20 protein-coding genes and 1 pseudogene are annotated in these 24,193 nt (G+C 71.9%); 18 read left to right on the top strand and 3 right to left on the bottom strand.

Annotation, left to right across the window (positions count from 1 at the left end):
• Positions 1–243 precede the first annotated feature (243 nt).
• The 9 genes from ABT025_RS36100 to ABT025_RS36140 all read left to right on the top strand — a co-directional run bounded on the left by ABT025_RS36100 (position 244) and on the right by ABT025_RS36140 (position 9,325).
• A complete protein-coding gene (locus ABT025_RS36100; protein WP_351002910.1) occupies positions 244–2,010 on the top strand; it encodes a nitrilase-related carbon-nitrogen hydrolase in 1,767 nt (588 codons plus the stop codon).
• 117 nt (positions 2,011–2,127) lie between these two features.
• Positions 2,128–2,934, top strand: coding sequence for a hypothetical protein (locus ABT025_RS36105; RefSeq protein WP_351002911.1), 807 nt, complete (start codon positions 2,128–2,130; stop codon positions 2,932–2,934).
• On the top strand, positions 2,931–3,923 hold the full coding sequence (locus ABT025_RS36110) for an alpha/beta hydrolase (protein ID WP_351002912.1): 993 nt from the start codon (positions 2,931–2,933) through the stop codon (positions 3,921–3,923). Before ABT025_RS36105 ends, ABT025_RS36110 begins: the two co-directional genes overlap by 4 nt.
• A 40-nt stretch (positions 3,924–3,963) precedes the next feature.
• Positions 3,964–5,241: an aromatic ring-hydroxylating dioxygenase subunit alpha gene (locus tag ABT025_RS36115; protein ID WP_351002913.1), complete on the top strand. Its 1,278-nt coding sequence runs from the start codon at positions 3,964–3,966 to the stop codon at positions 5,239–5,241.
• Positions 5,238–6,017: a hypothetical protein gene (locus tag ABT025_RS36120; protein WP_351002914.1), complete on the top strand. Its 780-nt coding sequence runs from the start codon at positions 5,238–5,240 to the stop codon at positions 6,015–6,017. Before ABT025_RS36115 ends, ABT025_RS36120 begins: the two co-directional genes overlap by 4 nt.
• The gene (locus tag ABT025_RS36125) at positions 6,014–6,997 is read left to right on the top strand and encodes a hypothetical protein (RefSeq protein WP_351002915.1); all 984 of its coding nucleotides are present in this window, start codon (positions 6,014–6,016) and stop codon (positions 6,995–6,997) included. The genes ABT025_RS36120 and ABT025_RS36125 overlap by 4 nt, the downstream gene beginning before the upstream one ends.
• Positions 6,994–7,857, top strand: coding sequence for an SDR family oxidoreductase (locus ABT025_RS36130; protein WP_351002916.1), 864 nt, complete (start codon positions 6,994–6,996; stop codon positions 7,855–7,857). Before ABT025_RS36125 ends, ABT025_RS36130 begins: the two co-directional genes overlap by 4 nt.
• The gene (locus tag ABT025_RS36135; protein ID WP_351002917.1) at positions 7,854–8,582 is read left to right on the top strand and encodes a hypothetical protein; all 729 of its coding nucleotides are present in this window, start codon (positions 7,854–7,856) and stop codon (positions 8,580–8,582) included. The genes ABT025_RS36130 and ABT025_RS36135 overlap by 4 nt, the downstream gene beginning before the upstream one ends.
• Positions 8,579–9,325: a maleate cis-trans isomerase family protein gene (locus ABT025_RS36140; RefSeq protein ID WP_306083786.1), complete on the top strand. Its 747-nt coding sequence runs from the start codon at positions 8,579–8,581 to the stop codon at positions 9,323–9,325. Before ABT025_RS36135 ends, ABT025_RS36140 begins: the two co-directional genes overlap by 4 nt.
• 575 nt (positions 9,326–9,900) lie before the next feature.
• Here the strand turns inward: ABT025_RS36140 and ABT025_RS36145 are convergent.
• Positions 9,901–12,054 (bottom strand): M4 family metallopeptidase, encoded by a 2,154-nt coding sequence (locus ABT025_RS36145; RefSeq protein ID WP_351002918.1) that lies wholly within the window; start codon positions 12,052–12,054, stop codon positions 9,901–9,903.
• A 178-nt stretch (positions 12,055–12,232) separates the two neighbouring features.
• Between ABT025_RS36145 and ABT025_RS36150 the strand changes: the two genes are divergently transcribed.
• Positions 12,233–14,947, top strand: a complete 2,715-nt coding sequence (locus ABT025_RS36150; protein WP_351002919.1) for a helix-turn-helix transcriptional regulator — start codon at positions 12,233–12,235, stop codon at positions 14,945–14,947.
• Positions 14,948–14,971: 24 nt separating this feature from the next.
• Positions 14,972–15,241: an integrase core domain-containing protein gene (locus ABT025_RS36155; RefSeq protein WP_351002920.1), complete on the top strand. Its 270-nt coding sequence runs from the start codon at positions 14,972–14,974 to the stop codon at positions 15,239–15,241.
• Between the two features lie 153 nt (positions 15,242–15,394).
• Here ABT025_RS36155 and ABT025_RS36160 read toward each other — a convergent pair.
• Positions 15,395–15,733 (bottom strand): annotated as a pseudogene (locus ABT025_RS36160) (hypothetical protein); the annotation flags it as partial.
• A 104-nt stretch (positions 15,734–15,837) separates the two neighbouring features.
• Between ABT025_RS36160 and ggt the strand changes: the two are divergent.
• Positions 15,838–17,643, top strand: a complete 1,806-nt coding sequence (gene ggt / locus ABT025_RS36165) for a gamma-glutamyltransferase (protein WP_351002921.1) — start codon at positions 15,838–15,840, stop codon at positions 17,641–17,643.
• A 154-nt stretch (positions 17,644–17,797) separates the two neighbouring features.
• On the top strand, positions 17,798–18,637 hold the full coding sequence (locus tag ABT025_RS36170; RefSeq protein WP_351002922.1) for a glycoside hydrolase family 75 protein: 840 nt from the start codon (positions 17,798–17,800) through the stop codon (positions 18,635–18,637).
• Positions 18,638–18,663: 26 nt separating this feature from the next.
• Here ABT025_RS36170 and map read toward each other — a convergent pair whose 3' ends face one another.
• Positions 18,664–19,431, bottom strand: a complete 768-nt coding sequence (map, locus tag ABT025_RS36175; protein ID WP_351002923.1) for a type I methionyl aminopeptidase — start codon at positions 19,429–19,431, stop codon at positions 18,664–18,666.
• 41 nt (positions 19,432–19,472) lie between these two features.
• On the opposite strand from map, the gene ABT025_RS36180 reads away from it, so the two are divergent.
• From ABT025_RS36180 to ABT025_RS36200, 5 genes are all read left to right on the top strand, one after another.
• Positions 19,473–19,742, top strand: coding sequence for a helix-turn-helix domain-containing protein (locus ABT025_RS36180; protein WP_327707960.1), 270 nt, complete (start codon positions 19,473–19,475; stop codon positions 19,740–19,742).
• A gap of 37 nt (positions 19,743–19,779) precedes the next feature.
• Complete coding sequence (locus ABT025_RS36185) at positions 19,780–20,160, top strand: PPOX class F420-dependent oxidoreductase (protein WP_351002924.1); 381 nt, start codon at positions 19,780–19,782, stop codon at positions 20,158–20,160.
• A 151-nt stretch (positions 20,161–20,311) separates the two neighbouring features.
• Complete coding sequence (locus ABT025_RS36190; protein WP_351002925.1) at positions 20,312–21,820, top strand: hypothetical protein; 1,509 nt, start codon at positions 20,312–20,314, stop codon at positions 21,818–21,820.
• A gap of 178 nt (positions 21,821–21,998) precedes the next feature.
• The gene (locus ABT025_RS36195; RefSeq protein WP_351002926.1) at positions 21,999–22,841 is read left to right on the top strand and encodes a nitrilase-related carbon-nitrogen hydrolase; all 843 of its coding nucleotides are present in this window, start codon (positions 21,999–22,001) and stop codon (positions 22,839–22,841) included.
• A partial coding sequence (locus ABT025_RS36200; protein ID WP_351002927.1) for an aspartate aminotransferase family protein occupies positions 22,838–24,193 on the top strand: 1,356 nt, incomplete at its 3' end. The genes ABT025_RS36195 and ABT025_RS36200, both read left to right, overlap by 4 nt.

Consider the following 24,193-nt stretch of genomic DNA (forward strand, 5'->3'; position numbering starts at 1 on the left):
CGTGAACCGCCGGGTGGCGCCGCTGATTACCTCGCCACTTTACCCCGGTCTGATGGCCGGCGTCGGCCCCGCGCCGCGCCCCCCCGCCGCCGCCCCCCCCGGGGTCGGTGAACCGCATCAGAACGACATGAGTGAGCACGGCAGCCTCCGGGATATGACGGGGTAATTCCCTCTGTCGCAAGGGCGGCTGCGAGTGTATGTTTGGGAAACGCTGTTCCGCTAGAGGAACCACAGGAGGATGCCATGGCCCGCGTCGCCGGCTCCGTACGGGTGGCTGCGGCCCAGTTCGCCGTAGGGGAGGACAAGGAGTCGAACCTCGCGGCCGTGCTGCGCGCCGTCGATGAGGCGGCGTCCCGCGGCGCCGCGCTCGTCGTGCTTCCCGAGTTCTGCAACCACCTCTCCTGGTACCGCGACCGCGCCCACGCGCTGCGCGAGGCGTGCCGGCCCGAAGATCCCTTTCTTACGGCGGTCGCGCAAGCCGCCGCCCACCACGGACTGTTCGTCAAGCTGCACGTCACCCTCGCCACCGAGGGCGCCGCGCCGGACCGCGACGACGGCATGCGGATCACCGCCGCGAGCCTTCTCTTCGGCCCGGACGGCACACTCCTGGGCCGCGCCGACAAGCAGACGCTCATGGGCAGCGAGAACGACCACCTCGACCCGGCCGACACCGAGGGACCGGTGATCGACACGCCGCTCGGCCGGTTCGGCCTGTACTCCTGCATGGAAGGAGTCGTCAACGAGGTCTGCCGTGGGCTGGCCCTGCGCGGCGCCCAGGTACTGCTCAACAGCCTCAACTCCTTCGCGCTCGACGAGGCATCTCTTCACATACCCGTACGCGCCGCCGAGAACAAGGTCTGGGTGGTGGCCGCCAACAAGATCGGCCCCCTCATCCCCGACGACCATCTCGCCGCCGTCAGTGCGGGACTGGGAGTACCGCCCGAGGCACTGCACGGAGCGGGCGAGAGCCAGATCGTCCGCCCCGACGGAACCGTGGTGGCCCGGGCCCCCCGGACCCGCGAGGCGGTCGTGGTCGCCGACATCGAGCCGGCCGCCGCCGACGACAAGCGGCGCCCCGACGGCACCGACCTCTTCGCGGCCCGCCGGCCCTGGCTCTACGGCCCGATCGCGAGCGAGCCGCGCCCGTCGCCGCCCTTCCCCGCGGAGCGAGCCGACAGCGTCACCGCCGCGGTGCTGCGCCCGGCCGGACAGGGCGAGACCGCGCTCCGCGAAGCGGTCGAGCTCGTCAGCCGGGCCGCCGGAGCCGGCGCGCGGTTGATCGTGCTGCCGGAACTGTTCCTCTGGCCCGACGGCGTCGTTCCCGGCGACGACCCCGATCCGTCAACCCTCACCAGCGCCGCCGTGGACGCCCTGGCCGGGGCGCTGCGGGGGACGGACGCCTTGCTGGCCTGCACCTTTCCCGAGGCCGGCGTGCACACGGGGCTCCTGCTGGGCGCGGGCGGGCCGGTGCTGCGCGTGCCGCAGCTGCACCCCTGCGCCCGGCACTCCGGGTGGGCGGTCGAGAAGCCGGCCCCGCCGTCGACCCACGACGCCCCGTGGGGCCGCGTCGCCCTGGTCGTCGGGGACGACGCGCTCCACCCGGAGACCTTCCGGCTGGCCGCCCTCGCGGGTGCGGACACCGCGGCCGTCTGCCACACGGGCGCCGAGCCCTGGGAGCACATCCTCGGCCTGCCCGAGCGCTCCGCCGAGAACCGGATCAACGTGGTCGCGGCCGGTCACGGCCAAGGGGCGATCCACGCACTGCCCGTGAACTTCGGGCTCTGGCAGAACCGCGACGGCGGCTTCACCGGCCGGATCAGCCACCCCCTGACCACACCCGCGGCCGGTCCGCTCACCCTTTCCGCCGTCCACCCCGCCCAGGCGGTCCGACGCCTGGTCTCCCGCCGCACCGACCTCGTCGACGGCAGGCCCTGGCGGCTGGCCGGCGCGCTCACCGCACCCGACCCGGGCGCGCTCGCCGTCCCGGAGCCCGGACCGCGTACCAGCTGATCTCCACCCCGCCGCGCCCGTAACCCGTACGAGCAGGCAGGCACCGGCAGGCGTCCGGCGTCCGCGGCGGGGACCACCTCGCCCCTTCCTCCGCCCCAGTCACCCCCGAGGAGCGCCATGACCGAGACTCTCAAGGCTGTGCAGGACATGACGGACATGGCACCCGTCACCGACGTCACCGAGACCTTCCACCAATGGCAGGAACTGCTCGGCGAACTCAAGGCGAAGATCGACGCCCGTTTCGAGCTCACCCGCGACCCCGCCACCCTCGCCCTCGACTCCTACGGCAACCCGCCCGAGAGCCCCGGCGGTTCGCTGGCCGCCTACAGCGGGCCCGAGATCGACTGGATGGTCCACTCCTGGCTCGGCAACCCCACCCAGGGCTTCGCCAACCTCCATCTGACGGTGTGGCTCGGACCGCACATCCGCGTACCCCACCTGGCCATCGCCCTGCTGTGCTGGCCCGGCGGCTGGTTCTACCTGGACTCCGTGCCCCGTACCAACCTCATCGCCGACGGCGAGGCGTACGACCGCTACTACGCGCCGCTGGAGGAGGAGTGGCTCGAAGTCCGCGACAGCCACCCGAAACTGGACTGGTTCACCAGCCGTGCCGGCTTCATCCGGGCGAGCCTCTCGCCCACCGCGTACTGCTACTCCCTGCCCCGCGACGAAGAGCACATCGACCTCGTGCGCCGGCTCACCCACGCCCACGTGGACCGCTGGCTGGGCTGGGTCGACGCCGCCGAAACCGTTCCGGAGGAGGAGCGCGACGCGCTCGCCGCCGCCGACCTCGCGACCCGTCGCAACATCGCCGAACGCGACCCCGCCAACGTCATGGGCGTGCGCTACTTCGGCCAGGAGACGACGGACCGTCTGGTACGCGGCCTGTGGGGCGGCGACCGCGAACTGCCGAGAGCCCGGTGACCGCCCCCGCGCCGGACACGGCGGTCCGCTCGCTGTGGTGGGCGTGCCGGGTGCCCGGCCTGAAGGAACCCTTCGACACCGCCCACCTGCGCGTCTACTACCCGGCCCGTCCCACCGGCTCGGACGCCGAGCGGCTGACCGGTGAGCTGCCCGCCGACCCGGCCGGCGCCCCCTACCCCGTCGTCCTGCTGCTGCCCGGAATCAACGTCGGCCAGGACGCCTACCGTTGGCTCGCCGTCGAACTCGCCCGCGCCGGTCTGGTCGCGGTCACCGCCGACCTCGTCGGCGAGCTGTTCGCCGGCAGCCACGGCCTCACACCCGCCGTGGACCTGGAGGCGGCCTCGCCCGCCGGCTGGGGCTCCCGCCCCACGAGCCCGCTCATCGGCGCGCTCGTCGGCGCGCTGGCGGAACTCGCCCGCCGTGCGCCGCTGGAGGGCCTGCTGGACCTCGACCGGGTGGCACTGGGCGGCCACTCCGCGGGCGGCACCGTCGCCCTCCAGTCCGCCGCCCTGACACCGGGCGTCCGGGCGGTGTTCGCCTACGGCGCCCACACCCTCGTCGCCTCCATGCTCGGCTGGCCGGAGGGCACCGTACTGCCGGTGGGACCGGGACCGCCGGTGCTCCTGCTCTCCGGCGAGCACGACGGCGTCATCGCGGCCAGCGCCGACCGCTACGCGGACGACGACGCCGCCCACGACCCGGTCCTGCGGACCTTCCGGGACGCGGTGCCCGACGCGGGAGGTGCCAGCGCGTGGGCCCGGCTCGCGGGCGCCGGCCACTTCACCGCCTGCCACCCGCACGACCCCACCACGGCCCGCGGCTTCCTGGAGGAGACCGGCGCCGGCCGGGACGCCCCCCGCCCCCTGCTCGGCCGGCTGGTCACCGAGTTCTGCGCGGCGAGGCTGCGCGACGACGCCGCCGCCGGCCACCGCCTCGACGAGCTGCTCAGGCCGCCGCACCCCGGACTGCTCGCCGTTCACCGTCGCTGACCCACACCACCTCGAACGACCCGAGGAGCGCTTCCCCGCCATGTTCAAGAACTTCTGGTACGCGGTCGAGTTCGCCGACCGCGTCGGCCGCAAACCCGCCAAAGTGGTCTGTCTGGGCCAGAGCCTGGTCCTGTACCGGACCAAGGACGGCAAGCCCGTCGCCCTGTCCGACCTCTGCGCCCACCGCGGCGCCGCTCTCTCCGGCGGCAGCCTCTCCGACGACTGCGTCGTCTGCCCGTACCACGGCTGGCGCTTCGACCCCGAGGGCGCGTGCACGTCGATCCCCGCCAACATGCCGGGCCGAGGGATCCCCAAGAAGGCCCGCGTCGACTCCTACCCTGCGTGTGAACGCTACGGATTCATCTGGGTGTTCATGGGCGACCTGCCGGAGGCGGAACGCCCCCCGATTCCGGTGTGGCCCGAGTTCGACGACCTGGTCGAGAACGGCGGCAGCTACCGCGTTGTCACCGGCGAGTACCTGTGGAACTCCAACTACGAACGGGTGCTGGAGAACGGCTGCGACATCGCCCACACCCCCTTCGTCCACGGCTCCGCCTTCGGCAACCCCGACCGGCCCGAGGTCGAGGAGTACACCGTCGAACAGCCCGACGAGTGGTCGGCGTTCGCCACCGTATCGATGCACCCGCCGGCGGCCAAGGGCCTGTGGTCCAAGCTCTACGCCGACCGCAAGTCCCAGGGCCAGGAACGCCCGCCGGTGGTCACGACGGCCGGCTGGATGCTCCCCAACCTGGTCAAGCTGCATGTGCGGCTGCCGTTCGGCAACATGATCATCTACGACACCAACATCCCCGTCGACGAGACCACCACCCTCGTCAAATGGGTGGCCCTGCGTGACTTCTTCACCGGATCCTGGGCCGACGCGAACGCCCGCAAGCGGGTCTACCGCATCTTCGGCCAGGACGCCCCCGTCGTGGACGCGACCCGTCCGGAGCTCCTGCCCGCCGACCTCGGCGCCGAACTCCACCTGCGTTCCGACATGATCTCGGTGGCCTACCGCCGCCGGCGCCAGGAACTCGCCGCCAAGGGCTGGGCCGTGGGGTCCGGCGACCGGATCACCGGCGACGTGCCCGAACGCACCTCCACCGTCATCGCCTCGCCGAGCCGCCGCGACGTGCCCGAGTTCGGGCGCGCCTGGGAGCAGAAGGCCCACGGATTCCATCCGACGGTCGAAAGCGCCGAACAGCCCGATGCCGAGACGGCCCAGACGGCCCAGACGGCCCGGAGCGCCGGACCGCGAGCCTCCCGGCCGACGGCCGAGAGCACCGACCGGACCGCCGCCCACCCGGAGAGCGAGTGACCACCATGAACAGCGCCCCCGCCCCGGACGCCCCGTCCAGCCCGCCCACCGCACTGTCCCTGCGCATCCTGGACCGCCTGGTCGCCGCCACCCGAGTCACCGAGATCCCCACCCCCTGGACCGCCCTGACCTCGGCAGCCTTCCCCGGACCGGCCGGCTCCGTCCGCTGCTTCACCGGTGAAGGCCCGGTCGCCTCCGTCGTCCACATCTCCCTGGTGGTCCCGCCCATCGGGCTCGACAGCCACATGGTGTTCGCCTTCGGCGCCGCCGACGACCCGCTGCCCCACTTCACCCTGGACGCCGTGCGGACCGGCGACTCCTACGCCTTCCATCTCGACCTGGTGCAGCGCGCCGACCTCGCCGCCCACGGCGACTACACCGACCACGTCTACGGACCCCTCACCGCACCGTTCGAGAAGACCGCGGAGATCACCGGAATCACCCCGGCGCACATCGGCCCCCGCCAACGGGCCCTGATGTCACCCTGGATGCTGGCCCACCGCGCGGACGACGCCGCGTTCGCGGAGGTCGGCCCGATCGCCGACGCCTACCTCGACCACTGGCTCGCCCTCGCCGCCGACTTCCCCGCCGAGGCCGCCGACGACGTCGAGCACACCGCCCTCGCCGACCGCGACCACCGGATGCGGGAACTGCTGTTCAGCCCGGAGATCGACGCCGTCTGGGCGCAGGTCGAACGCCTGGTCGGCCCCGCCGTCACGGACGGACTGCGCGCCCTGCTGATCACCGGCCGCCCGGCCGTGGAGGAGACCCCGTGACCGAGAACCAGGCCCAGGCCGAAGCCGCCGGTCCCAGCGTCTGGCAGCAGCGCATCGCCGGCGAATGGCACGGCCGCCCCTCCCTGTTCGACGCCACCGGCACCTGGTGCGGCTATGAGGACATCCGCCGTTCGTCCGAGTACACCGACGGTGCCACCGTCTACCGCATGGACGGCGGCCTCGAAGGCGGCGGCCCGCTCGCCGGCCGGTTCCGGCTCGCCGCCCCGTTCGCCTTCGGCGTCACCGACGCGGACGACAACCGCATCTACGTCGGCCCCGACTTCCACGGCAGCGGACAGCCCTACGGCACCTTCGTCGACGCGCGCTACTACGGGCCCGGCTGGCAGGTGGGCCTCAACACCTGGAACCACGTGCTGCCCGACGGCGACACCCAGGTCTACTCCTCGGTGCTCTATCAGGGCTGGACCGTCGTGGGCTGCTTCAACGGCGTCTACCGGCGCACCACCGACCACGACGAGAACCCCGCCACCCGCGAGGCGGTCGCCGCCCACCTCGCGGCCGAGACCCGCTGCGGCCCCGTGCCGTGGATCCTGCCCACCAAGCAGTCGGGCATGTTCACGGGGGAGTGCGAGGTGTGGGACGCGCACCAGAAGCGCCTGGGCACCGTCCTCGTCGAGGACCGCCTCACCCCGCTGGACCTGCTGCGCACCGAGCACCACCTCAGCTGGTCCGGAAGCGGACTGGACCGCGAAGCCACCGTCGTCCGCCGCCGCGACGGCACCCGCGAGTTCTGGGAGGGCCCCGGCGCCTGGGGCAACGCGCAGGCCTTCGGCCGCGCCAACTTCCCGGTCTGGCACTTCGCGGACGGCGGTGCGCAGCGCGTCGTCGGCCGCGAGTACGCGCTCGACGCCACCCCCGGGATGAGCGCCGGCGGCCGGCTCGCCGTCACCTACGAGGTCTTCGACGGGCAGGTACTCGCCGCTGTACTGCACGGCGTCCTGGACTGGAGCGCGTCATGACCGCACAGAGCCCCGTCGTGGTCGTCACCGGCGGCACACGAGGCATCGGCCACGGACTTGCCCGCGCCTTCCTCGACCGTGGCTGCCGCGTCGCCCTGTGCGGACGAACCTCCGACGCCGTACGGGAGGCGGTGGTCCGCCTCGACGCACCGCCGGACCGGCTGATCGGCAGACCCGCCGACGTCACCGACCGCGTACAGCTCGCCGCGCTGTGGGAGGCGGCTCTCGACTCGTTCGGCACCGTTGACGTGTGGATCAACAACGCGGGCGCCGTGACCGCCCGCCGCCCGGTGTGGGAGCTGACCGAGGACGAGGTCGGGGCGGTCGTCGACGCCAACCTGATGGGCGTGACGAACGGTTCGGCCGTCGCCACGGCAGGGTTCCTCGAACTCGGCCGCGGCGCCGTGTGGAACATGGAGGGCTTCGGCTCGGACGGCCGCGTGCTGCCCGGCCTCGGCGCGTACGGCGCCACCAAGAGCGCCGTCACCTACCTGACCCGCGCCCTCGCCGCCGACCTCCGCGCGCACGCCGCCACGCACCCGCACGACGTGCGGGCCATGGCCCTGTCGCCCGGCATGGTCGTCACCGACGTCCTCACGCACGGATACACCCCGCAGGAGTACGAGAAGGCCCGCAAGGTCTTCGACATCCTGGCCGACACCGTCGAGACCGTCACCCCCTGGCTTGCCGCTCAGGTCCTGTCCGGCCGTACCCGCAACGGCGGCCGGGCCGCCTGGCTGACCCGCCGCAAGGCCGCCGGGCGCTTCGCCGGCGCGGCCTTCCGCCGCCGTCACGTCATGCCCGACTACCCGTCCGGCCCCCCGGTCCCGGCGTCCCAGGACGAGGAGGCGGGCCGATGAGCGACCTCGACTACCCGGTGTCCCTGGCCATCGAGGACTTCGTCCCCGTGCTGCTGACCGCGTGCGCGGCGGCCCGTCTCGTCGCGCCCGCCGCCCGGACCGGCCGCGCAGGCCGCCACCTCGCCGCCTCCGCCACCGCGCTGATCGCTGCCGGTGGCCTGTCCAAGGCCGGGTGGAAACTGATCGTCGCGCTCGACGGTCCCGACATCCAGCCACTCAACAAAGCGCTCTTCCCTCTGTTGTCCGCCGGTTTCCTGCTGCTGGCCCTCGCCCTGCTGCGGTTCGGGCTGCCCGGCGCGCCGGAGAGCCGGGGCGGCGCACCGTCCGGCGGCCGGCTGCCCCGGGTGTTCGCCGGGCTGTGGGCGGTGGTGGCCGGCGCATCCGCGGCATTCGCCTCGACCGCCCCCGTCATGGCGCTGACCATCGCGGCCGTCACCGTGTGCGCCGTACGGCTCATCCTCCTGGCCCGCGCCGCCGGTGACACGCTCGCCGCCTCGGCGGCAGGGTTCTGGCTGCTGGGCATGTACGTCCTCGGCCCACTCGCCTCGCGCCCGGACCAGAGCGTGGCACTTCAGTGGGTGGAGCAGTCCTGCAACACCCTCACCCAGGCCGCGGCGGTCCTCGCGGCCTGGCGGCTCGCCCCCGTGCTGTCCGCAGGGGCCTCCACCCCCGCGGGCCCCGGCACACCCCCTTCCTCCCCCGACGTCCGGACGGTGACCTCATGACCGACGCCCTCGGCTGGCGCCGCAAGTTCGGCGTGATCGCGCCGAGCACCAACACCATTGTCGAGCCCGACTTCTACCGGATGACCGTGCCCGGCGTGACGGCCCACTTCTCCCGCATTCACATCCGTGACCAGGACATGGACGGCGACGCCGGCATGGAACGCCTCCTGGACCAGATCCGCGCCGAGATCGGCGGAGCCTGTGAACGAGTCCTGACCTGCGAGCCGGACTACATGGTGATGGGCATGTCCGCGGAGACCTTCTGGGGAGGGGTCGAGGGCAACCGGGAGTTCATCAAGCAGATCCACGACATCACCGGCCTGGAAGTGGCCACCGGGGCCCAGGCGTGCGAACGGGCCCTGCACCTCTACGGTGCCCGCCGCATAGCGGTGGTGACTCCCTACCAGCCGGTCGGCGACGAGAACGTGCGGCGCTTCTTCACCGAACTCGGCTTCGAGGTCGCCGGTATCACGGGGCTGCGCTGTCCCACCGCGGTGTCCATCGCCCATGTCGCGGAGGACGAACTACGAGAGGCGTTGACCTCCCTCGCCGCTCTGCCCGGCGTCGACGCCATCGTCCAGTGCGGCACCAACCTGTCGATGGTGCGGCTCGCCGACGAGGCCGAACGTTGGCTCGGTCTGCCCGTCATCGCCATCAACGCGGCCACCTGGTGGATGGCGCTGCGGGACAACGGGTTCACCGAGCGGATCGAGGGGGCGGGCAGCCTGCTCCGCGACCATTGAGCACCCCCGCGCCTCCCGTGGCGGTTCCGGGAGGCACGGGGTGTCCCGGCGAGCCGGGATGACTGCTCGCGGCCTTGCTGATCATTGCCGCCGTATCCTCGTCGGGGGCGCGACGCGAGTCGCGTACCGACTGGCTTCGGCCTGCTGTCGGTTTCGCGTGGCAGCAGGCTGAAGCCGTGAGCGAGACGACCCGGTGGCCGGCCATCTGTGGGACCTACGGCAGAAGTGGACGAAGCCCGCCGTTCCGTCAGCGTCGACGACGACGCGCGCAGGCCCGCCGACCTCCGCACCGCTGACCGGTGAATCCGGGAGCGAGCGGGGCGCGGTGGAGCTGTACGAACGCCCGGGCCGCGACCACGACGAAACGCCGCACGACCGGGGAGACTTCGCCCTGTCAGGAAGGCATTCGTGACTCTTTCCGTCATGTACGCGACTGAGTGGGGGAGGGCTGTTGAACACAGCGCGAAACCCGCGGAGTGAGGACTGCGCCGCCCCCACGCATGCGGTGGCTCCTGCGACCGGAGCACCTGAACAGGGGCTCCGGTCGCAGGAGTGCTGATGGGGAGAGGGACCGGTCAGCCGATGGCGATCTGGTCGACCAGGAAGATGGTCGACAGGTAGGCGTCTTCGGTGCCGGCGAACTCCAGCTTCACTGTCTGGCCCTTGTAGGCGGACAGGTCGACTGTCTTCTGGACGTATCCCGCGCTGGCGTTGGCGTTGGAGTAGGTGGCCAGTGTGGTGCCGTTGATCTTGACCTTGAGGGTGTCGTAGGCGTTGGAGCCGGATTCCTGGGTGGTGACCTTCAGCCCGAAGGTGAGCTTCGGGGTGCCGGTGGAGGGTACCGCGATGTTCGACTGGGAGAGGGACTCGATGGCGTTGGTGCCGTAGCCCATCATCCAGGCGTACCAGGACCCGTCACGCGCGGGCTGCAGGGCCGAGTTGGTGATGATGTTGTCGCTCTGGGTCCAGCCGCTGGTGCCCTGCTCGAAGCTGCCGTTGGCCAGTGCGTTCCCGCTGGGGGGCGTGGTCGGCGAGGGGGTGGGGTCGGTCGGGGTCGGGGTGGGGGTGCCGGTGCCGGGGTCGGGCAGGGCGGTGCCGACGCTGACGGCCGCCCACGCCTTGGAGACGAGGTACCGCTCCTGGGAGTTGGTGCCGTACAGGTCGGCAGCGGCCTGCAGGGTGGCGGTACGGGCGCCGGCGTAGTTGGTGGTGGAGGTCATGTAGGTGGACAGCGCGCGGTACCAGACGGCGGCGGCCTTGTCCTTGCCGAGGCCGCTGAAGGTGTCGTTGTTGCAGGTGGTTCCGTTGTGCGAGCGTCCGCCGATGGTTTTCGCGCCGGTGCCTTCGGCGGCCAGGTAGAAGAAGTGGTTGGCGATGCCGGAGGAGTAGTGGACGTCCACCGAGCCCGCGCCCGAGGTCCAGCAGGAGAGCGAGTTCCCGTCGGCGGAGGGGTTGTCCATGCGGCGCATGTAGCCGCCGGACATGTTGAGCTTCTCGCCGATGTAGTAGTCGCCCTGGTCGCCGGTGTTGTTGGCGTAGAACTCGACCATGGTGCCGAAGATGTCGCTGGTGGCCTCGTTGAGGCCGCCGGACTCGCCGGAGTAGTTGAGGTTGGCGGTGGCGGCGGTGACGCCGTGGCTCATCTCGTGGCCGGCCACGTCGAGTGCGGTCACCGGGGTGTTGCTGTTCTGCGAGGAGCCGTCACCGAAGGACATGCAGAAGCAGGTGTCGTCGTAGAAGGCGTTCAGCAGGCTGCTGTCGACGTGCACGTAGGCGGGGGCTCCGCGGCCGTCGTTGCGGATGCCGGAGCGGTTGAAGGAGTCCTTGTAGTAGTCCCAGGTCTTCGCCAGGCCGTAGGAGGCGTCCACGGCGGCGCTCTCGCGGCTGGACGTGGTGCCGCTGCCCCAGGAGTTGGAGGTCTTGGAGAAGGTCCGGGCGTTCTGCTTCGGGTTCGTCTGCGGGCTGTTGTAGGAGTCGTAGATGATCGTGCCGCCGTGTGCGGCGTCGGTGAGGGTGTAGCCGCTGCCGGACTGGGTGGTCTCGATGGAGACCTGGCCGACGGTGACGCCGTTTCCGGTGCCCGTGATGCTCTGGTGCAGTTCATACTGGTCCAGCAGCGCACCACTTTCGGCGTCCACGATGACCGCCTCGCGCGAGGCCGGGCCGGTCTCGCCCGCGCCGGTGACGGTCGAGCGGTAGGCAAGTACGGGCACCTTGCCTGCCGCGTACACCATCAGGGTGCTGTCCTTGCTGTCGGCCTTCGCTTTCTTCACGTGCTTGGCGTGCTTCACGGCCTTGGCCGAGGCGTCGGCCGCCGTCAGCTTCGGCTTGGTGCCGGCGATCTTGATGGCGCCCTGGTGTGCCAGGTCCGAGCCGGTGATGTCGCCGTCCTCGGTGAGGTGGACCACCAGGTCGCCGCCGATCACGGCCAGGCCACTGTAGGTGCGGTCGTAGCGCACGTGCCGGGTGCCGTCGGTGTCGATCAGTACGTCCTTGGCCACCAGGCGCTCGGCGGGGCCCAGGCCGAGTTCGCGGGCGGTGGCGGACGCGTCCCGGCCGGCTGTGCGTATCGCCTCGCTGCGTGTGTCGGCCGTCATTGCTTGGAAGCCGGCGCCGGGCTGGGCGGTGGAGTTGCCGGCTGCCGCGGTTGACTGGGTGCCCACCAGGCTCACGGTGCCCAGGGCGAGGGCTGCGGCGACAGCGGCTGCCAGGGCGTTCTTGCGGTTCATCGAGATCCTTCCGCCGGGCCTTGTCGGGGATATGCCGCAGAACGTCATCAGGGGTGCGGGGGAGTTCGGCGGCAGTCGGCTCGGCTGTGGCCATGAGGCTAGGGACGAGGGGGGCTGCCGACATCAGGGAAACCCCTTGACCTGGACCGGGGTGGCCCGGTGAGCGCACCATGGCCCGATGCGAGACTCTGCGTTGCGGGTGAACGCGTCCCACGAGACCGGCCCCTTGCTGCCGGAAGATGTGCAAGGCACTCGCCGGGTGGTCCTGTTCGGGCCGCCCGGAAGCGGCAAGACCACCGCGGCCGGTGTCCTGGGACGGCAGTCGGGCCTGCCGGTCCTACGGCTGGCTCCGGGCCCGCAGGACGCCCGGGTTGCCTGTGCCGGGCTGCTCGAACTCGCGCTGGCCCTACCGGCATCGCCCGCCGCGCGGGAGCTGACGGCGACACTCGACGAGGCCGCCGGCCGGTCTGGTTTTCCGGACGATGCCGGTCGTGCCCTGCGGCTGCGCCGCCTGACCGCTGCTCTGCTGCGGGAGGCACCGCCCATGACGCTGGTGGTGGACAACGCCCAGTGGCTGGACCCCGCCAGTGCAGCCGTCCTGGGCTGGGCGCTGCGCCTGACCCCGGACCTTCCCGTCATCGCGGCCGAGCGCATCTGGCGCCCGGGGGCCGCCGGCCACTGGTGCGGGGAGGACACGTGCGCGGTACGCATCCCACCCCTGGCGGCCCCTCAGGTCGCGACTCTGCTGTCCCCGTACCGGCTTTCCCCCCGCGAGGTCACGCGCATCCACACCCACAGCGGCGGGAACCCGGCCCTGGCCCTGGCGCTGGCCGACGCCTCGCGCCCGCTCTCGGACCGGGATGGTGAAAGCGAGTCGGCCCTGCCGCCGACTGCCCGCCGGCTGGTGGGCGAATGGCTGGACGAGGTACCGGCTCAGGTACAGGAACTGCTGACGTTCGCCGCACTGGACGACCGGCCCGACGTCGAACTGCTCGGCCGCCTCGCCGGCCCGGCGGCCGAGGCCCTCCTCGCCCAGGCCGAGGCTGCGGGTGTGCTCGAGATCGGACGGGCGGACAGGAGCGTGCAGTTCACCGCCTCCGCGATCGGCACGGAACTCGCAACCCGGCTGCCGGGCCACGCGCGCAGGCTTCTGCACGCCCGCCTGGCCGAGGCCAGCAACGACAGCGTCCGCCGCGACCGGCACACCGTGCTGGCGGCCGATGGCGCCGACCCGCGGGCGGCCCGCCGCGCCGCCCGCGCTGCCGTACGCGCCCGGCAGCGCGGCGACCACGCACTCGCTGCAGAACTCTCCCTTCTCGCCGCCCAGCGCACCTCGCACGATGACAGCGAACTGCTCACCGAACGGGCCCTGACCGCCGTGCGCGACGCCGCGCACTACGGCGACCTCCCCCGCAGCCGGGCCGCCGCCCGCCTTGTCCTGGGCCACGACACCACCCCCGACCAGCGCGTCGACGCCCTCGTCGCCCTGATCGACGCGAGCGGCCAGCACCTGCACGGCGCGGACGAACTGTTCGCCGACGCACTCCACACGGCGGCCGGACGACCCGGCCTCACCGCACAGATCCTCATCCGCCAATCGATCTGGGCCAATGTCAACGAGGGCGACCCCCACCGGGCGTGCGCCCTTGCCGGCCGGGCCACCGCCCTCGCCGAGACCGTCGGCGACACCACCACCACCGTCATGGCCCTCACGATGCAGGCCCGCCTCCAACGCGTCCTCGGCCACCCCGACGCCGAGACCACGCTCAGCCGCGCCCTGTTCCTGCCCCGCGCCGCCTCCATCCCGGTCAACGGCACACCCCAGCACCTCGCCGCCCGGCACGCACTCTTCGACGACCACCCCGAGGAGGCCCGCACCATGCTGCTTCCCCTGCTCGTCGAAGCCGAGCGGACGGGAGACGCCGAGGCGACCGTGGACATCCTGCGCAGCCTCGCCGAGGCCGAACTCCGCGCCGGACGGTGCGCCAGAGCGCTCCACCACGCCGACCGTGCCCAGGCGCTGACCGACGGGACCGCCCTGTCACCCGCACCGGCCTGCTACACCTCCTCCCTCGTCGAGGGCACCGCCCGGCGCACTGACCTCGCCCTCGTCCACGCACGCCGCGGAGTCGACACCGCCCGGCAGGAGGACAACAAGGTCTTCCTCTCCCGCAACCTCTTCGCCCTCGGCCGCCTCCTCCTGGCCACCGGCCGCCCCAAGGAAGCCCTGGAGGTCCTGGAGGAGGTCCGCACACTGGAGGAGCTCCAGCAGGTCCGCGACCCGTCCGTCCTGCGCTGGCATCCCGAACTAGCCGAGACCTTCGTCGCCCTCGGCCGCCTCGACCAGGCACAGAGCCTGCTGGACGACACCCGCCGCACCGCGACCGAACTCGGCAGGGACGCGGTCCTCCCTCCGCTCGAACGCGCCCAGGCGCTTCTTGACGCCGCCCGCGGCGACTACGACACCGCGGCCCGGCGCCTCACCGACGCGGCCGACCGCCTCCGCCACCTTCCCCTCGAACGGGGCCGGACCCTGCTGGCGCTCAGCCACACCGAACGACGCGGACGCCGCCGCGCCAGCGCCCGCACCGCCGCGCAAAGCGCCGCCGATCTCTTCACCGCCCACCAGGCACACCCCTGGGCCGAAACCGCCGCGCACACCCTCGGCCGGCTGGAATCCGCCCCCACGGACCACAACGCCCACCTCCGCCTCACCTCCGCCGAACAGCGCTGCGCCGAACTCGCCGCCGGCGGAGCGAGCAACCGTGACATCGCCACCACCCTCACCGTCAGCGTGAAGACGGTCGAAGCGACCCTCACCCGCGTCTACCGGAAACTCGGCCTGCACTCACGCTTCCAACTCGCGCACACCATTACCCCAGCACGTGACTGACCCGCCCGTTCCCCACTCGGCGAGTTGGACATCCGACAGAGCGCCGGGCACACCGGCTCGTGCTTCGACAACGCTGCCGCGGAGAGCCTTTTCGTCGTCCTGAAAGCAGAGATCGGGTCGAGCGTCCGGAGAATCCGGGCCCAGGCTCGGCAGGACGTCTTCCGGTGGATCGCGGAACGTCACAACCGGGAGCGGCTCCACTCGACCATCGGCTGCATCACGCCGTACCAGGTGAGGATCCGCTGCTATCAACAGCTGGACCTTGCGGCACAAAGCGGAAGTGTCGGGAGCTGAGGCGCCACTTCACAAGTAGTTGACACCCCCGCATCAGACCCTTCAGCAGACCCAGGAGTCGCACAGGTGGTGTCAGGTGGAACTCAGGTGCCAAGGCTAGGGAGCGAGGCCCGGAGCGAACGGAATGCCGACACGGCGCGGGCCTGGAGTGCTCCGCGCCTTGGAGACCGGGCCACCGACGCAGAACTCGGTCCGTTCGCCGAATCCCTGCTGGGAGATGTCGTGGGAGAGGATCTGGGCATGCGCCGAGCAGTCCTTGATCAGCGCGGAGAGTTCGAGCAGGGCGAAGACGTCGTGCCGGTGGACGGCGCCGTCACCGCCCGCGTCGCGGTTGACGACGAGCAGGCACTCCGAGTTCCCCGGCAGCCCGAAGAACGCCTGCTTGCGGCGGAGCTTGCGGCGCCAGAGTTAGGTGCGCGCGAGCCAGCCGAGGGCGGCGCTGATGCCTGCGGCTATCACGCCCAGCACGATGTTGCGTACGTCGTCAGTCATGGGCGGGCATGTTAGCGGGCATTCGGCCTCAAGTTCGAGGCGGTCCTGACGGGGTGGGCGGAGCGGCGTTACCCTGCGCGGAGATTCCTTTACTGGAGGTGCGCATGAGGCGTTCCGTTGCGCGGAATGTGTCGTTGTTAGGTGTTCTCGCCGTGGTGTCGGTCGGGGCGGCCGCCCCGACCTCGTCCGCGCCGCCGTCCGCGCCGCCGCTCAAATCCCCCGTCGCGGTGGGATATGGGGGAGCGGTCTCCAGTGTCGACGCCGACGCGTCGGCCGCGGGCATCGAGGTGCTCCGCAAGGGCGGCAACGCGGTGGACGCGGCCGTTGCGACCGCGGCGGCCCTCGGGGTGACCGAGCCCTACTCGGCGGGGCTGGGCGGCGGTGGCTACTTCGTCCACTACGACGCCCGCACCCGCACGGTGGAGACGATCGACGGCCGCGAGACCGCGCCGCGCAGCGCCGACTCCTCGCTCTTCCTCGAGAACGGGAAGCCCCTCGCGTTCGAGTCCGCCGTCACCAGCGGCCTCGCCGTCGGTACGCCCGGCACCCCCGCCACATGGGACGCGGCACTCGACGCCTGGGGCAGCAAGTCGCTCCGGCAGGTGCTGAAGCCGGCTGAGCGGCTGGCCAGGGACGGCTTCGTCGTCGACGGCACGTTCCGTTCGCAGACGGAGGGCAACCGGGCCAGGTTCGCCGACTTCCCTGCCACCCGGAAACTCTTCCTGCCGGGCGGTGACCTCCCGGTGGTCGGCTCGGTCTTCAAGAACCCCGACCTCGCGCGTACGTACGAGGAGGTCGGCCGTGAGGGAGTCGACGCGCTCTACCGGGGCAAGCTGGCCGATGACATCGTGCGGACCGTACGCAATCCCCCCGTCGACCCCGCGTCCACCCGGGTGGTGCGTGCCGGCGACCTCACCACGAAGGACCTGCGCGCCTACCGGGCGCTGCGGCAGGCACCCACGAAGGCCGGCTACCGCGGGCTCGACGTCTACGGCATCGCGCCGTCCTCGTCCGGTGGTACGTCGGTGGGTGAGGCCCTCAACATCCTTGAGTCCACCGACCTTTCGAAGGCGAGCCAGGCGCAGTACCTGCACCGCTACATCGAGGCGAGCCGCATCGCCTTCGCCGACCGCGGCCGCTGGGTCGGCGACCCGGCGTTCGAGGACGTGCCGACGAAGGAGCTGCTCAGCCAGCGGTTCGCCGACTCGCGGGAGTGCCTGATCAAGGACGACGCGGTGCTCACCAGCCCGCTCGCCCCGGGGGACCCGCGCCACCCCGCCGACTGCGCCAACGCCGGGACGGCTGCCCCGACGACGTACGAGGGCGAGAACACCACGCACCTCACGACCGCCGACAAGTGGGGCAACGTCGTCGCGTACACCCTGACGATCGAGCAGACCGGTGGCAGCGGCATCACGGTGCCGGGGCGCGGCTTCCTGCTCAACAACGAGCTGACGGACTTCTCGTTCGCGCCGGCCAACCCGGCCGTCCACGACCCGAACCTGCCCGGTCCGGGCAAGCGGCCGCGGTCCTCGATCTCCCCGACCATCGTGCTCAAGCACGGGAAGCCGGTGCTGGCCCTGGGGTCGCCGGGCGGCGCCACGATCATCACGACCGTGCTCCAGTCCCTGATCGGCGTGGTCGACCGGGGACTTCCGCTGGTGGACGCCATCGCGGCGCCCCGTGCCAGCCAGCGCAACGCGGCGGCGACGGAGCTCGAACCGGGGCTGTGGAACAGCCCGGAACGGACACAACTGGAGTCCCTCGGGCACGTCTTCAAGCTCAACCCGGAGATCGGGGCGGCGACGGGCGTGCAACGGCTGCCGGACGGGCGGTGGCTCGCGGCCGCCGAGACGGAGCGGCGCGGCGGCGGTTCGGCCATGGTGGTGAGGCCGGCAGGGAAGAACTGACTAGACGTCAGTAACGGTACGGGCGGGGTCGGTCGGGTGCGTGGAGACGCGCGTCGGGCCGGCCCCGCAGCCTCGACGGGGGCATGCCGGGGGGCGTCTTGGCTGATGTCAGCAAGGGAAAGACTCCTCACGGAAAGGCACCCCCACGGTGCGTATGCGAACGCTTGCCCTCGCCACGGTCTCCGGCGCCGCCCTGCTCGCGTCCGGATCCCTGACGCCCGCCGCCCGGGGCGGCACGGTCTTCCGCTCCGACGCGGTCATGCCGGCCCGGCAGGCGTATCCGGCTCCGGTGCGCCTTGCCTCCGCCGCCTACGGTCGTCCGGCCTCCGGCGAGGACCCCACCGGCGCAGCCGCGTCCGACCCCACTCCGGTTCCCGCCCCGGCCGCCGCCTCCGCCGACCTGAGGGAGGGTTCCGTCGGTGCGGCCGAGCTGCTGGCCAAGGTTTCGGCCTGCCGGCAGATCTCGAACGGTTCCTACCGTACGGACGAGGGGGCTTCGCCCTCCGTGCCGGTGTGCGGCATGAACGGCGCCGTGTTCTGGAAGGCCGACCTCGACATCGACTGCGACGGTGAGGTGACCAAGGCCTGCAACGCGGACACCGACCCGTCGTTCCAGGGCGACACCGCGTTCCACGCCTCCGGCGGACGGCCGCTCGACGCGGCGGAGCTCCCCTACGTCGTGGTGCCGAGCCGCAGCTCGCTGTGGGACTTCGGCAGCGCCGGGATCAAGGGCGGCAGCGTCGCCGCCGTCATTCACGCGGGCAAGGTGGAGTACACCGTCGTCGGTGACACCGGACCCGCCGGAATCATCGGTGAGGCCTCGTACGCCACCGCCGAGGCGCTCGGGATCGACCCGGACCCGAAGTCCGGTGGTACGGGGTCCGGCGTCACGTACATCCTGTTCAAGGACTCCGTGGTCGCACCGATCGAGAGTCACAGCGCGGCGGTGACCGCCGGGGAGGCCCTCGCCGAGGAGTTCCTCCGGAACAACTGACGGAGACCGGCCCCGGCCGGAGGGTGTCAGAGGGCGGTCAGGATCCGGGGGCCGTCGTCCGTGATGGCCACCGTGTGCTCGGCGTGCGCGGCCCGGCTGCCGTCGTCCGTACGCAGGGTCCAGCCGTCCCGGTCCGGATGGAACCCGTCCTGGCCGCTGCCGATCAGCATCGGCTCGATGGCCAGCACCATGCCGTGCCGCAGCGGCATCCCGCGGCCGCGCCGTCCCTCGTTGGGGACGCCCGGGTCCTCGTGCATGGACCGGCCGATGCCGTGGCCGCCGAATCCCTCCGGGATGCCGTAGCCGGCCGTACGGCAGACCGTGCCGATCGCGTGCGCGATGTCGCCGATCCGGTTGCCGACGACGGCTGCCGCGATGCCCGCCTCCAAGGCCTCGAAAGCCGTTTCGACGAGGCGGGTGTCGGCGGGCCGGGCGCGGCCGACGATGAAGCTGATCGCGGAGTCCCCGCACCAGCCGTCGAGTGTCGCGCCCGCGTCGATGCTCACCAGATCGCCGTCGCGCAGCCGCAGATCGTTCGGGATGCCGTGCACGATCGCGTCATTGACCGATGCGCAGATCACGCCGGGGAAGGGTGTCGGTGCGAAGTGCGGCCGGTAGTTCAGGAACGGCGATCCGGCGCCGGCCTCGCGAAGGACCCCGTGGGCCACCTCGTCGAGTTCGCGGAGCGAGACGCCGACGGCCGCGGCCTCGCGCGCCGCCGTCAGCAATTGCGCCACGACTCGGCCGGCCTCGCGCATGGCTTCGATGGATGTGTCTGTCTTGAGCTGCACCATGCCAATTACTATACCGGTCCGAGCGGTATTAGAATGACGGCATGGTTCGAACTCCTCTCACCCCTGAAGAGCGCCTCCGCGGCGAACGGCTCGGCCGGCTGCTCCGCGAGGCGCGCGGCCGCCGCAGCATGGCCGACATCGCGGGATGCGCCGGAATCTCGGCCGAGACACTCCGCAAGATCGAGACCGGACGCGCCCCGACCCCTGCCTTCTTCACGGTCGCGGCACTCGCCGGGGCGCTCGGACTCTCGATGGACGAGCTGCTCCCGCGGTGCGCCCCGGAGCCGGACACCGTCCCGCTCGCCGGGTAGCGGAAGAGGGGTGGCGGCCCCTGCGTAGGGTTGGGCCATGAGCCTTCAGGACTTCGCCCGCAGCGAGTACGTCAGCCTCACCACGTACCGGAAGGACGGCACGCCCGTCGCCACGCCGGTGTGGGCCGCGGTCGACGGGGACGAGCTGTTCGTATGGACCAAGAGCGATTCATGGAAGGTCAAGCGGCTGCGCAACGACAGCCGTGTCCGCGTCACCGTCTGTGACGTGCGCGGGCGGATCGCGGAGGGTGCTCCGAGCGCCGAGGGGACCGGCAGGCTGCTCGACGAGCGGGGTACCGCCGCTGTGCGCCGGGTCATCGGCCGCAAGTACACCTGGAAGTACTGGCTGCTCGACTACCCGGCGATGATCGCCCGGCTCGGCAAGCGGCCGCACACCGGGATCGCCATCACCTTCTGAGCCCCGGGCAGTCGCCGAGGGGGCGCGCGCGGGGCCCCTTCCCGCGCCTCTCGCACCCGGCCCGAAAAGGCCGCGTAGCCGCCCCGTAACACTGCTGCGGTCGAATGCCTCCGGACTGGAAGGTTCCAGCCGACGGCGGCCTAGGGCGACGATGATGGTGCATCAGCATGCTGTGTCCATAGGGGAGTTCGCGCGCCATCTGCGAGAGCTGGTGGCGCTTCTCGACCCCTCGCGGGGTTGGTACGGAGTCTTCTGCCGACGTGATCCGGAAGGGATGCGGGCCTGTCTGACAGGCATCGAGATCCCGCCCTGGGATGTCATGGAGTCGCTCTTCGCGGACCTTGCGTCGGTACGCGGCACGGCGTTCGCCGAGCGTGAGTCGGTGCACGCGGCCGAGCTCTACGCGGCCTCCGCCGTCGCCCACGACAGGCGCCCCGGCGGGCGGCAGCAGCTGGTGGAGCGGCTGGAGCTGATGCGGCGGGAACAGGCGAACGCGGGCCAGCGGCTGAGTGCCGCCCTGTCGGGCGGCGAGGCGGGCGCGAGGGGCGCGGAGGCGGTCGCCTGGGCCCGCGACGACCACGCCCGGGCGTCGGCCCGCTGCACCGAGCTGCGCAGGAGGCTGGCAGCGGTGGCGGTGCCGGCGGGCTGGTTCCGTACGGAAGGGGAACCCGCGCCCGCGCCCGGGTCCGAGCCCGAGCCCTGGCCCGCACCCGCATCCACCCCCGGGTCCGCGCCCGTATCCACCTGGCCCGCACCCGGGTCCGGGGACGCGCCGTCCGGGGCTGTACGGGACTCCGCGGTCTCACCGGACTCCGCCGCCTCGTGGGAGTCCGCCGCCGCACCGGAGCCCGGGACCGCACCGGAGTCCGCGGACGGTGCGCTCGGTCCCGTCTCCGCTCGGCAGTCCCCGGCGGCGCACCGGGCCCCCGGGCCGTCGTCGGCCCCCGTGGGAAGACTGCCCCGCAGGAAGCCGCGGGGCGCGCGCTTCGCCGGGCTGGAGGCCGAGGACGAGGGCGCCGCGGCCGCAGCGCCCGTCCTGCCGGTGGCGGCCACCCTGCCCCGTGGAGCCCGGTTCGGCGGCGCCCCGGGTGCGGACGGCGGTCCGGCCGCGCATGCCGTGACGGTTCAGGACCCGGCCGCGCTCCGTTCCGCGCTGGCCACGGTCGCGACCCTGGTCCGGCTCCGGGCGGAGGGCCGCAGCGGTGAGGCGCACGGCGTGCTCTGCGAGGCGGCGGGCCGGCCCGCGGAGCTGCTGCCGATGCTCGCCGTCGAACTCCACCGGGCGGGGCTCGGGGCGGACTGGTCGACCCTCCTGTGGGAGGTGTCCTCGCTGCCCCCGGCCGAGCTCGCGGCTGCGGCGGACGCACTGGCCGCGGCGGGACGCCCGGAGGACTGCGGGCAGTTGCTGCGTCAGGGGGTGGCGCGGCCGGCCGCCGAGATCGCCGATGCGGTGGTCGCCCTGGACCGGGCCGGCCGGGGCCCCCAGGCGCAGGCGCTGCTCGGTGCCTTCGTCCGGGTGCGGACGGCGCAGGACGCCGCCAGGATCGCGGAGAGCGACCCGCGCCACCTCGTACCGCAGCTGTTGGCGGCGGCCAGGACGGTGTCCGAGGAGCGGGAGCGGGACGTGGAACACGCGCTGCGGGTGGCGGGGATCGGATAGCGCCATCCGGCCGAGCCCGGTCACTGGACCGCACGGGTGTGAAACATGATCGACTCCGCTGGTTCACGGCGATGGTCTTGCCCCGCTGTGTGGCGGGGCTTACGTTCTCCTCTACGCACGTGTCTACGGGCGTAGAAACGCCAAGAGGCTCTCTGACGCCGCGTCGAAGGAGCAGCTCATGTCCCAAGTCGTACGCGCCGCACTCGTCCAGGCGACCTGGACCGGCGACACCGAATCCATGATCGCCAAGCATGAGGAACACGCTCGTGAGGCCGCCCGGCAGGGGGCTCGGATCATCGGCTTCCAGGAGGTGTTCAACGCCCCCTACTTCTGCCAGGTGCAGGAGCCCGAGCACTACCGCTGGGCGGAGGCCGTGCCCGACGGCCCGACCGTGCAGCGGATGCGGGAGCTGGCCCGCGAGACCGGAATGGTGATCGTCGTCCCGGTCTTCGAGGTCGAGCAGTCCGGCTTCTACTACAACACCGCAGCCGTGATCGACGCCGACGGCTCGTATCTCGGCAAGTACCGCAAGCACCACATCCCGCAGGTCAGGGGATTCTGGGAGAAGTACTACTTCAAGCCCGGGAACGCCGGCTGGCCGGTCTTCGACACGGCCGTCGGCAAGGTCGGCGTCTACATCTGCTACGACCGGCACTTCCCCGAGGGGTGGCGTCAACTCGGACTCAACGGAGCCCAGTTGGTCTACAACCCGTCCGCGACCTCGCGCGGTCTCTCCAGCTACCTCTGGCAGCTGGAACAGCCCGCCTCCGCCGTCGCCAACGAGTACTTCATCGCCGCGATCAACCGGGTCGGCCAGGAGGAGTACGGCGACAACGACTTCTACGGAACCAGCTACTTCGTCGACCCGCGGGGCCAGTTCGTCGGTGAGGTCGCCAGCGACAAGGCGGAGGAACTCCTCGTCCGGGACCTGGACTTCGGGCTTATCGAGGAGGTCCGTCAGCAGTGGGCCTTCTACCGGGACCGCCGCCCCGACGCGTACGAGGGACTGGTGGAGCCGTGAGCAGTCTGCACCACCGGCACCTAGCCGTCAGTCCCGAGTGGCTGGCGCTCTACTACCGGCACCCGTTGGAGATCACCCACGGCGAGGGCCGTCATGTCTGGGACGCGGACGGCAACCGCTACCTCGACTTCTTCGGCGGCATCCTCACCACGATGACCGCCCACGCACTGCCCGAGGTCACCAAGGCGGTCAGTGAGCAGGCCGGGCGGATCATCCACTCCTCCACGCTCTATCTGAACCGGCCCATGGTCGAACTCGCCGAGCGCGTCGCCACGCTCTCCGGCATCCCGGACGCCCGGGTCTTCTTCACGACCTCCGGCACCGAGGCCAACGACACGGCGCTGCTGCTCGCCACCACGTACCGCAGGTCGAACCAGATCCTCGCGATGCGCAACAGCTACCACGGCAGGTCCTTCTCCGCGGTCTCCATCACCGGCAACAACGCCTGGTCGCCCACCAGTCTGTCGCCGCTCCAGACGCTGTACGTGCACGGAGGTGTCCGCACCCGCGGACCGTACGCGCACCTGGGCGACGGGGAGTTCATCGCCGCCTGTGTCGCGGACCTGGAGGACCTGCTAGGCCACACCCGGGCGCCCGCCGCGCTGATCGCCGAACCCATTCAGGGCGTGGGCGGGTTCACCTCACCCCCCGACGGCCTGTACGCGGCGTTCCGCGAAGTCCTGAACCGGCACGGCATCCTCTGGATCTCCGACGAGGTGCAGACCGGCTGGGGGCGCTCCGGCGAACACTTCTGGGGCTGGCAGGCGCACGGCCGGAACGGACCGCCGGACATTCTCACGTTCGCCAAGGGCATCGGCAACGGCATGTCGATCGGTGGTGTCGTGGCCCGGGCGGACGTCATGAACTGCCTTGACGCCAACTCCATTTCGACGTTCGGCGGCTCTCCGGTCACGATGGCCGCAGGTCTCGCCAACCTCTCGTACCTCCTCGAACACGACCTCCAGGGCAACGCCCGCCGCGTCGGCGGTCTGCTCATCGAGCGACTGCGTGCGATCGGCGCAGGCTCGGAGTGCGTACGGGAGGTGCGCGGGCGCGGCCTGATGATCGGCATCGAACTGGTGAAGCCGGGCACGGACGAGGCGAACCCCGAGGCGGCCGCGGCGGTGCTGGAGGCGGCCCGGGAGGGCGGCCTGCTCCTCGGCAAGGGAGGTGGCCACAGCACCAGCGTGCTGCGCATCGCCCCGCCGCTCTCGCTGTCCATCCCGGAGGCGGAGGAGGGTGCGGCGATCCTCGCCGAGGGTGACGATCGCCTCGACCGTGGCCTGTCCGCCGTGCGGGACGCGAGGACCGAGGCGCACGGCCTGTCCGTGCTGCCCGACGCCCGGGGCGGC

This window comes from Streptomyces sp. NPDC002809, assembly GCF_040295435.1.
In the GTDB taxonomy this organism is placed as follows: Bacteria; Actinomycetota; Actinomycetes; order Streptomycetales; family Streptomycetaceae; genus Streptomyces.